Source organism: Methanosarcina baikalica (assembly GCF_031461075.1).
Classification (GTDB): Archaea; Halobacteriota; Methanosarcinia; order Methanosarcinales; family Methanosarcinaceae; genus Methanosarcina; species Methanosarcina baikalica.
On record NZ_JAVKPK010000035.1, the window covers coordinates 1 to 11,127 of the forward strand.

The following is an 11,127-nucleotide window of genomic DNA, read 5'->3' on the forward strand; positions in this document are numbered from 1 at the left end:
AACTGAAAATCCTGAAGACGTCACTAATTATTTATCTAATTATATACTATTTTATTAACATTAATTCATTCTTAATCGGAGCAACATTCTTTCTGTCGTACTTGCCAGTACTTTCTGTCGTACTTGCCAGTATAGCCTATGGGGGTTTCAACTTCTGGATAAATTCATAGTTGAGGAAAAAGTTATTGATAATTCCGGCAGGCATGCCTTAAAAGCAGGATCTATTTTAGCCGAATTGGGGCATGCTCCAGGCACAATAAAAAAAAATTGACGCTCGTATCTCCGAAAGCCGTGGAAGAAAAATCCACAGAATCGATTGATTATGCGATGCTTGTGATTTAAGGAAATTTCTAAAAAAGTTGTAGTCAATGTGGAGGAAACTCCTGCGGAGTTCAGGCCTTCTCAGGTGGAGCTGACTTTTAACCTGCTCCTTACTATCAATGGGAAAGCAGTTATTACCAAATCGGGAAAGGAGAAAAACCTGAAAGCAACGCTAACATGGAAGGATAAGGAAGAAATAAGTACCATCTGAAGCAAATTAATAATGGTTGGTTGTATGAAGTCCAAATTTCTTGTCTTTCTACTTATCTTTTCGCTTGTTGCAAACGCTTACTTTGTATTTTTTGAAGAACAGCCTTCCTTTGAAGGAGAACAGGTCCAGGAAATGCAGGCCCGTATAAATACTCTTCAAACGGAAAACGAAAATCTTCAGGCGCAAATAAATCAGAATAACGAGTCGCTTCAGTCTTATGCTACTCAGCTGGATTCTTATCGCCAAAAGGTCTTTGAACTCCAGAATAGCACTCAAATGTGTCCTGCGGGTGTAGAAGGGTTTGCTACCCTTCAGGGACCTGCGGTCTTCCAGACTGTCAAGACAGACCAAACAGGCCCGTTTATGCGGAAATCAATTGCCGAAGAAGGCGCCCTGCTCAATATTTCGGTTGAGATCAGGCCAGGAAAAGGCCGTGTGCTCGTCCAGACAACGCCTCTGATGGGTGTGGTTTTCCAGGATGCTGCAAACACTGCAGTTTTCGTGGCTGAAAATAACACCGGAAGGCAACTGTCAAGCAGTGACATAATCTTCAGCATCACTGCTCCGGATCAAATCCCGGGTGTTGATGGTCCCAGTGCAGGCGCTCTTATGACCCTGCTTACGATTTCAGCCATTGACAGTAATACCAGGCTTAATGACAGTATAACCCTTACAGGCACTATTGACAATGAAGGCAATATCGGCCCGATAGGCGGCATTCTCGAAAAAGCGAAGGCAGCAGAAACCGGGGGCAAAATTCTCTTCCTGATCCCCAGTGAAAACCGCGAGCTTGTTACATACAAATATGTAGATCGAAAGTTCGGCGGGTTTACTGTTACTGAGAGAGTGGCGGAAACCGTAGATGCTAAAGAATATATCGAGAAAAATATAGGAATCAGGATCGAGTATGTGGATACGATTGAAGACGTACTGAAGTATGAGAAGTAAGATTGAGAAATTCTAATTTCTACTGAACTTATACACAGATGCTAATAGTTTTCCGGGGGCCTTTTCTCTCCCCCAAATTTTTGTGCGTATATATTCTGCCAAGCAGCAGCGCTTCTGAGGAACAGGCCGCCAATAAGGAGCTTAGCTAATCTTTTAGGTTTTTCACCATTTTGTAATACCTTAAGCTTTGTCCATTTTTCACTGGGAATCAAATCCTCTGCCTGTGTTTTGTATCCCAGAGACCTGTAAAAAGGATATGCTACAAGTGAAGCATCCAGATCCATTATTCTAACTCCGTTTTCCACAGCTTTTTCTTCAAGTCTGTCCATAATTCTCTTTCCAAGCCCCATCTTTTGATATTCAGGCTTTACAAAGACCCTTCTGACATTTGAACCGAGCAGAGTACCCGTTCCTATAAGCTCCTGTCTGCAGGCCAGGATCAGGCAATGCCCTTCGAATATGTCGTTAAATATATTTGTCCTGTTAATATCTTTTGATTGACCTCACAGGATTTAAAATTTTTAAATTGAGCAGTTCTTTGTGGTTTGGAGTTTTATTGTACAAGAATACCTGGCGCATTGAGGCTGCCCATAAGATTTAATTCCAGCCATTTTTACAATCTCTATTATATATCACCTATTTTATTTATATTGCGTAAAGTATATCTCCGCAGGCGTTGAAGATGAGACCATCTGATAGCTGCCTGACTTGCAATTTTAAATCCTGATAAACAATCCTTTGTCGATTATGCCACCCGAAATCACACCTATTATTGAAGAGCCTGCCCTCCTGGTGACTAACACCGAAACCTCATTGGTAGTTGCCGATATCCACCTGGGTATTGAGTGGGATCTGTACAGGAGCGGGATCAATTTGCCCAGCCAGATGAAAGAACGGCTGGATCGGATTCTGGGCTATATCCAGGTAAATTCCCCTGACAGGGTAATACTTCTGGGGGATGTAAAGCATAATGTTCCTCAGGTTTCCTGGCAGGAGAAAGACGAAATCCCTCGTTTTCTTGAAACGCTTGCAGAATATGCACATGTGGATATTTTGCCGGGAAACCATGATGGGGGAATCGAGCTTCTTTTCAACAGGCAAAAGGACATAAGGGTTCACTCCGCGCGCGGTGCGGTTCTTGATGGGGTAGGGTATTTCCATGGGCATACCTGGCCTGCGCCTGAACTGCTGGCTGCATCTCATATAGTCGTCGCCCATAACCATCCTGCTGTCCGTTTTACAGATGCTTTCGGCTATTCAATAGTTGAGCCTTCCTGGATCAGGACAAAATTCAATGCAGATATCCTGAAGAGCCGTTTCGGAAATCTTGATTTTGAAAACCCTGCACAGTGGGCTGACCCTGAAATCTTCGTCATGCCTGCCTTTAATGAGCTGTGCGGAGGTGTACCTTTCAACGAATCCACTCAGGAAGATCTTCTGGGCCCGATTTTTTCTTCAGGGGGGATCGAACTTGAGAATGCCGAGGTATATCTGCTTGACGGGACAAGGCTCGGGCTGCTCAGGAATATACGGAAGCTAGAGCATACAAGGGCTCGAAGCAGGACTGCAGGCAGAAGATATAAAAGCTCTGAAAGTTCCAGCGCATGAAGTCTTTTATATTTTGGTTCTTTTTCTCAATGTTTATATAAAATGCATGGGTGTATGGAAAAAAAGAAATGTCAGGAATAAGGCTTATGGACAGGCATCCTTCTTGATAATTCGAACCCTCAGCATTCAGCCGCCAAAGAAATCATAGAATCCATAACTTTCAGGAAGATTCTCCTCTGCTGTAAGTACCGGGGCTGATGTGTCGATTATTTATTTATTTATTTATTTATTTATTTATTTATTTATTTATTTATTTATTTATTTATTTGCCGACTTACTGATCGATTCTTGATCGATTTACCGATTGATTTATTCGCATTCACCTGAAAAGGATGTATTGATTCGATGAGCATGGAAATTAATAATACAAAAATGTCGGAAGAAATGTCCGAAGAACAGTCGGATAATTTTCCCGTGTCTGACAACAATGTTACTCTGTCTGACAATAATAACTTCTCAGAAAACAGAGTTTTTGATGACTCTAAAATTGTAAAATTAAACGGCATCAGAAGCCAGGGACTTAACCCATACCCCTATAATTTCGAGAAGAATGGAGATATCCGTGATATACTGGAAAAATTTGAAGACTTCGAGAAGAACGAGGGTTTAACTGTCCGAACCGCAGGAAGGCTTTACAATATTCGCAAGCATGGGAAAATGATATTTGCCGACCTTGGAGACCAGACAGACAGGATCCAGTTCCTTTTAAGGAAAGGAAACCTTCCTGATGAGGACTTCGAGACTTTTAAAAACCTGGTTGATTCGGGAGATATCGTAGGCATTCAGGGCGAGCTTTTCAGGACAAAACGGGGTGAGAACTCTATCAGCGTGTCTGAGTTCTCTCTTCTCTCAAAATCCCTCTGCGCCCTCCCCGAAAAATTCCACGGCTTAAAAGACATTGAAACCAGGTACAGGAAAAGGTATCTTGACCTTATAGTGAATGCCGAAAAAAGGGATATTTTCGTCATGAGGAGCAAACTTATCTCGGAAATCCGAAGATTCCTTACTGAAAGGGAATTTCTGGAATTTGAAACCCCTATACTTCAGACCGTGTACGGAGGCGCAAATGCCAGACCTTTCACGACTTTCCATAACTGCCTCGGGCAGAACCTCTTCCTCAGAATAGCTCCCGAACTCTACCTTAAAAGGCTTGTCGTTGGCGGGTATGAGAAGGTCTTTGAGATCGCCAAGAATTTCAGGAATGAAGATATCGACACGACCCACAACCCTGAGTTCACTATGATCGAGGTCTACGAGGCTTACAGGGACTACAATGACATGATGGATTTGACCGAAGGTCTGATCTCGGAACTCGCGCTCAAACTTACTGGCGGTTACGAAGTCAAAATAGGCGAAAACACGATCAATCTCCGTTCTCCCTGGAAGAGAATTTCCATGGAAGGAGCCTTAAAAGAGTATGCCGGGCTTGATGTCTTTGCCCACTCTCTTGAAGAATTGAAGCAAATCGCAATCGAGAACAGGATCGAGGATTACGAAAAGGCAAAGACCTATGGAGAGTTCCTTGCCCTGCTCTTTGAAGGCCTGGTAGAAGACAAGCTGATAAACCCGACTTTCATATACGACTTCCCTGTGGAAAATTCCCCGCTTGCCAAGAACCACAGGTCAAAAGAAGGATTTGTAGAGAGATTCGAACTCTTCCTTAATGGCTGGGAACTGGCAAACGGCTATTCAGAACTGAACGATCCTCTTGAGCAGGAAAAGAGGTTCGAAGGACAGGATAAGAAAAGAAAGCTCGGAGATCTTGAAGCCCAGACTATAGATTATGACTTTATAAACGCTCTAGGATACGGAATGCCTCCTACAGGCGGCATGGGCATGGGAATTGACAGGCTTACTATGATTCTTGCAGGCCTGGAATCCATCAAGGAAGTCATTCTCTTCCCGCAGATGAAGAGAGAAGACTGATCGAGCGAGGCTCGAAATTTCCCGCCAGATCGACTGGGTTTTTTCGGGGATTCGTTCCCACTTCCTTTTCTCCAGGCATACATATGGCTAGCAGGGTTTTCAGACGGTTTAATTTTATTTTTATTCTTTGCCTTTTATAAATTCTTCAATTTCTATGTTTAATTTCTATGGGTAGTGCCGTGAATTTGCTGTAAATTCAAAGTTAATTTTTTTGTGTACTGAGTATAATTCAGTTTTCTTAATATTGGATTTTCAAAATACCTGCTTTTTGAGATTTATGATTTTACCGAATAATCGACTCAGTACCAAAATCCAGTTATGAACGTAAAATTAAAAATCACTGGATTTTGTAATTGGTTACAATTCCTGTGAGTATACTTATTGTTTGAAGGTTTTACATCTCGAATTTTACTCCTGATTGGAGACTGAATTCTTTTTACGAATTAAGATTTTCAATCAAGAAATACAAAAATCACTCGATTTTGGAACAGAGTCCAAATTACATGATTTTTATACAATTGCGGTTCAAATGAGAAAGTTTAAGGATGTAAATAAGTCTAGATTATTTATATTTTTTATATTAAAATATGTTTTAAGTTAAACAGGGATAGGAGAACTCTCATATGAAAAATTTAAAAACTCTTATGACAATATTTATCTTTTCTCTTTTTTTTCTTGTGTTAAGTAGCTCTGTAGCTTTGGCGACAAATATCGTAGTTGACAAAGAAGCTGGACCAGCTGGACCAGATATTTTTCATACGCCTAATTATACAAACGATTCAGCTTGCATTCAGGCGGCACTAAATTATTCGCAAAGTGGAGATACAATAACTATCCACGGAGGAGACTATTATCTCCCAAAAGAAATATATCAAAGAAATAAAAGTCTGAACATAATAGGCAAAGGAAAAGTAACCCTTCACCTTCAAACTCCGGATAGAGGAATGGATAAAGAAGTGAATAGAGAAATTTTTTTCAATGGATCAAATATTACAAACACAAAACTATCTGCTAACGCTAAAAAAGGATCATCTCAGTTGGTATTAACTGATGCTTCCCAGGTTCGCCAGGACGATCTGATTAAGATTTGGAAAAATGTTCAGTGGTGCCCTTTGGATTATCCTGATCAAATGACAGGAGAAATGTATGCTGTAAAAAATGTAAATGGAAATGTCATCACTTTAAATCAACCACTTCTTAGAGATTACAGATTGTCCGAGACTGTACAGGTTGAAGTATATAGACCTATTCAAATGCATATAAAAAATATAAGGGTCGAGGATACAGGTAATACAACTATTCATCATGGAATTGTTCTGCAATATTGTAAGGATAGTTCAGTCACAAATTCCTGGTTAAATAATAGCGGATTTGGTGATCTTTGTCTATATTCCTGTTTTAATGTAAGTATTAATAATAATCAGATTTACAATGCACTTCATCATGACTGTGGATATGGTATAAATGTAGCTAGTGGTTCGGCTTTTGTAAATATATCCCATAATCACATAGAGAATTGCAGGCATACTATATCAGGCAATTCAGATGAACTCAAATCTTTAAATCGAGATGTTTTTATAGCCGATAACACTCTGATAGGGGCAGAAACTGTACGCGGGTCTTGGGTTGTTGATGCTCATGCTGTTACTATTGATTTTTTCGTAACTAGAAATAAGATATATCCGCAACTCCCATACTTTTATGCATTTTCAGATGGCACACAACAGTCTACTTTTACTAATAATGAAATTTATGGCGGATATGGAGGGATATTTAAACGTGGGGGAGTAAGTGACGGAGTACACATTTACGAAAATAACACGTTTAATGATATGGCAGGTGAGATATATAGAGGAGGAGATGGAATCGATAACATGCTTATAATTAGAAATAATACTCAAAACAAAGGGATTTATGGAATTCGTTTCCCATATAAAGGGAGTGTTAGGAACATAATAATAAGTAATAACAGATTTAGCAATCTTTCAAATCAAGGAATGAATCAGAAGTTTCTAATGAACGGGGTAAACTTAACTATCTCTGAAAACACTTTTGCAAACATAAAATATGAAGGAATATCTCTAGACGGAAATTCTTTCAAAAATGGGGCTGTGAAAATAAAAAATAATACCTTAATAAATGTGAATCCCCCAAATTACTCTTTCGGAATCACAGTCAAAAATGTTAAAAACGCCGAAATTAGTGGAAACAAGATCTCCAAAACCCCGGTACCCCAAGCTCCGGTTGCTGATTTTTCGGCGTCTCCAACCTCAGGAAAAGCCCCACTTAAAGTTAAATTTAAGAGCACCAGTACAGGAGATCCAACTGCATGGAAATGGAATTTTGGAGATGGATCTGCTCTGGTAACTGAACAGAACCCAGAACATACCTATTCAAAAACCGGGGTTTATACGGTGAAACATACTGCAATTAATGCATATGGAAGAGATACTGAAATCAAAACAAGTTATATAAAAGTGACAACATCAGCAAAACCTGTTGCAGCTTTCTCTGCATCTCCAACCTCTGGAAAAGCCCCATTAAACGTTGCATTTACTGATAAGAGTACAGGATCCCCAACTTCATGGAAATGGAGCTTTGGTGATGGAACATATTCGACAGTCAAGAGTCCTGTGCACAAGTATACTAAAGCAGGAAAGTACACTGTCAGCTTAATAGTAAATAATGCTAAAGGTAGTAACACTAAAACGATGTCTGGATATCTTACAGTCTCTAAAAAATGAATTTATTAAATTGAAAAAAACGGTTAAAAGGCCAGGATTAAAGGGTAGTGGGGGAATTATTTATCAAAAATGGCAATGACTCTGTTCCAAAACCTAGTGATTTTTTATTTTATGTTCATTACTGGATTTTGGTACTGAGTCGAAAAATCGGCAATTTGCTATAAATATTCACAGTCAAATTTTCAGGTACAATGTACGTAATTTTGTTCTTTTGATCTGGAATTTCCTACTACATAACTTCTTGAGATTTATGATTTTACAGAATAATCGGTACACTGCCTCTATGTTTAATTTATATGTTACATAGAAATATTTATATTGGCGCTGACTAACACAACACTCGAATAATTTAACCGAAAACCGATTACAGGAAACATGACATTTCATAACATCTTCAACACTTTTCATCCCAAAATTCAGGAAGCTCTTAAAACCCTTGGGTTTACAAAGCCCACAGAGCCTCAGGAAAGGGCATTTCCTCACATAATGGATGGAAGGCATACCCTTTTGATAGCTCCTACAGGCTCAGGCAAGACCGAATCAGCCGTGCTGCCTGTTTTTAACAGTATCCTGAAAAAGAAACCCGAGGCCAGAAAGGGAATTTCCGTCCTTTACATAACTCCCCTGAGGGCACTTAATAGGGATATGCTTTCTCGCATTGAAATTCTGGGACAGCTGCTCGATATTAAGGTTCAGGTCAGGCATGGGGATACCCCGCAAAGCGAAAGACAGCGCCAATCCAGAAACCCTCCTGACGTCCTGATTACAACACCTGAGACCCTGCAGGCAATGTTTACCGGTTCCCGCCTGCGGAAGAACCTTGAAACCGTAACCCATGTGGTTGTAGATGAAATACACGAGCTTGCAGGCTCAAAGAGAGGAGCCCAGCTGGCTGTTGGGCTTGAGAGGCTTGTGGAGATTTCAGGGGAGTTTCAGAGAATCGGGCTTTCTGCGACAGTCGGAAACCCCTGGGAAATCGCAAAGTTTCTGGCAGGGAATGGAAGGGATTTTACTGTAATTGAAGTAGCCCTGCTGAAACTGCTTGAATTCGATGTGGTCAACCCTGAAGCTTCCGGAGGAGGGGAGATCCGGGATAGAGAAATCCTTAAAATTGCAAACACAGTCGGCTGCGAGCCCGAATTTGCTTCTCATCTCTTCTGCATCAGGAAAATCGTTGAAGAGAGCCAGTCAACCCTTATTTTTGTAAATACACGGCAGAGTGCAGAGGTTCTGGCTTCCGGTTTCCGTAAGCTTGGAGCATCCATAGGTGTGCACCACGGCTCTCTTTCTTTTGAAGCCCGTGTGGAAGCGGAGGAGGCATTCAAATCCGGAACCCTTAGAGGCCTTATCTGCACCTCGTCAATGGAGCTCGGGATAGATATCGGAAATGTCGACCGGGTGGTCCAGTACGGATCTCCGCGCCAGGTCTCAAGGCTGCTCCAGAGGGTCGGCAGAGCAGGGCACAGGCTGCATGAGGTTTCGAGGGGAACCGTCCTTTCGATGGAAGTGGACGATACTGCAGAGAGCATGGCAATTACGAAAGCTGCACTGGAAGGCAGGGTTGAAGAGGTTTCTCCGCATATTAAATCCCTGGATGTCGTGGCAAACCAGATAGCAGGCATGGTTATGGATTTCGGGGAGGTCGGAATCGATAAGGTTCTCAGGATTCTCCGGCGGACGTACCCTTTTAAAGACCTGCGGGTTGAAGAGCTTCAAAGGGTGGTGGACCAGATAGGGGATTACAAACTGGTATGGCATGAGAAAGGCTCAAACGTGCTGAAAAAACGCAGGAAAAGCTGGGAATATTATTACGACAACCTTTCCATGATCCCGGACGAGAAGAAGTACGAGATCTACGATATCGTCAGCGGCAGATCAGTTGGCGTGCTTGACGAAGCCTTTGTTGTGAATTTTGCAGAACCGGGCGCAGTTTTCATAACAAAAGGGTACATGTGGCGGGTCGTTGAGATGCCTGATCGCGAGCGCGAACAGGGGAAAGACAGGATCAAAGTCGAGCCTGTGGAAGGCATGGGCGAGGTTCCGAGCTGGACCGGAGAAGAAATCCCTGTGCCTTTTGAGGTGGCTCAGGGCGTTGGAAAGCTCAGGGCAGAAATCGCAGCCTTTATCCGTGAAGGACTTGATGACGAAGCCGTTGCAGAGAAGCTCAGGGCAAAATATCCTGTAACAAGGAATGCTGTGCTTGAACTGATCAGGCTCATTCGGGAACACGTAGAAGGAGACTTCCCCCTGCCTGATGCGGACACAATCGTGATCGAAGGCAAAGGGGATACTGTGACCCTGAACGCCTGTTTCGGGCACAATACGAACGGCACCCTTGCCCGAGTCCTGACCTCGCTCCTGTCAGCCCGCTTCGGAGGCAGCGTAGCCCAGGAAGTGGACCCATACAGGATCAGGCTGACGCTTCCGCGCAGGGTAGGCCCTGTCCAGCTTCGGGACATGCTGCTTTCCCTCCGCCCTGAACACGTTGAGCCAATCATCGAAATGACCCTGAAGAATACAACCCTGATGAAATGGAAAATGGTCCACGTTGCCAGAAAATTTGGAGCCCTTTCGCGGGACGTTGACTATGACAGGATCAGCATGAAAAAGCTCCTTGAAATCTACGAGGGCTCCTCAATGTACGATGAAGTCATCCGCGAAATCTTCCACGACCTGCTCGACGTCTCCAGGGCAAAAGAAGTCCTCACAAAACTTGCAGCAGGAGACATTTCAGTCGAAGTTTCAGGCCCGACCCCCATCGGCTCAGCCGGCTTTTCCATGAAAAAAGACCTTGTAGCCCCGGAAAAAGCCGACCGTTCAATCGTCCTCGCCCTTAAAGAACGCATTATGAACGACAAAATCGTTCTATTCTGTACGAACTGCAAGAAATGGACCTCCCGCCGCCAGGTCAAAAGCGTTCCTGAAGAAATCGTCTGCCCTGTCTGCAACTCCCCGATGGTTGCAGCCCTCAAACCCTGGGAAGAAGAAGAAATCAACCTTGTCAAAAAACAGGAAAAAAAGGTCAAAATCTCCCCCGAAGAAAAGAAACGCATCCAGCGCGTCTACAGAAACGCAAGCATAGTCCGCTCCCAGGGAAAAAAAGCAGTAATTGCCCTTGCCAGCCGGGGAATTGGACCTGAAACGGCGTCAAGGGTGATTGAAAAGATGAGGGTGGATGAAGAGGCGTTTTACAGGGATATCCTGATTGCGGAGAGGAATTATGTCAAGACGAAGAAGTTCTGGGAATAAGAGGAAACAAATTGAAAAAGGGGCAGTATAATGATAGAATAGGTTAAGTAAGAAGGAAATCTAGATATTTATTTCTGGAGTATTCAGTTAAATCTGAGTTTTTCTATCTTTATAGGTTCT

General features: G+C 42.5%; 7 protein-coding genes. 6 read left to right on the plus strand and 1 reads right to left on the minus strand.

What is annotated here, in order from left to right; genetic code table 11:
- Nucleotides 1-346 precede the first annotated feature (346 nt).
- The gene (locus RG963_RS09625) at nucleotides 347-532 is read left to right on the plus strand and encodes a CU044_2847 family protein (protein WP_310576078.1); all 186 of its coding nucleotides are present in this window, start codon (nucleotides 347-349) and stop codon (nucleotides 530-532) included.
- Between the two features lie 24 nt (nucleotides 533-556).
- Nucleotides 557-1,480, plus strand: a complete 924-nt coding sequence (locus RG963_RS09630; protein WP_310576053.1) for a S16 family serine protease — start codon at nucleotides 557-559, stop codon at nucleotides 1,478-1,480.
- A 41-nt stretch (nucleotides 1,481-1,521) separates the two neighbouring features.
- Here the strand turns inward: RG963_RS09630 and RG963_RS09635 are convergent, their stop codons facing one another.
- Nucleotides 1,522-1,968: a GNAT family N-acetyltransferase gene (locus tag RG963_RS09635; protein WP_310576079.1), complete on the minus strand. Its 447-nt coding sequence runs from the start codon at nucleotides 1,966-1,968 to the stop codon at nucleotides 1,522-1,524.
- A gap of 259 nt (nucleotides 1,969-2,227) precedes the next feature.
- Here RG963_RS09635 and RG963_RS09640 point away from each other — a divergent pair, with 259 nt between their 5' ends.
- From RG963_RS09640 to RG963_RS09655, 4 genes are all read left to right on the plus strand, one after another.
- Complete coding sequence (locus RG963_RS09640; RefSeq protein ID WP_310576054.1) at nucleotides 2,228-3,088, plus strand: metallophosphoesterase; 861 nt, start codon at nucleotides 2,228-2,230, stop codon at nucleotides 3,086-3,088.
- A gap of 345 nt (nucleotides 3,089-3,433) precedes the next feature.
- The gene (gene lysS, locus RG963_RS09645; RefSeq protein ID WP_310576055.1) at nucleotides 3,434-5,014 is read left to right on the plus strand and encodes a lysine--tRNA ligase; all 1,581 of its coding nucleotides are present in this window, start codon (nucleotides 3,434-3,436) and stop codon (nucleotides 5,012-5,014) included.
- 623 nt (nucleotides 5,015-5,637) lie between these two features.
- Entirely contained in the window at nucleotides 5,638-7,758 is a 2,121-nt protein-coding gene (locus RG963_RS09650; protein WP_310576056.1) for a PKD domain-containing protein, read from the plus strand.
- A gap of 375 nt (nucleotides 7,759-8,133) precedes the next feature.
- Nucleotides 8,134-11,007 (plus strand): DEAD/DEAH box helicase, encoded by a 2,874-nt coding sequence (locus RG963_RS09655; RefSeq protein ID WP_310576057.1) that lies wholly within the window; start codon nucleotides 8,134-8,136, stop codon nucleotides 11,005-11,007.
- Nucleotides 11,008-11,127: the final 120 nt, after the last annotated feature.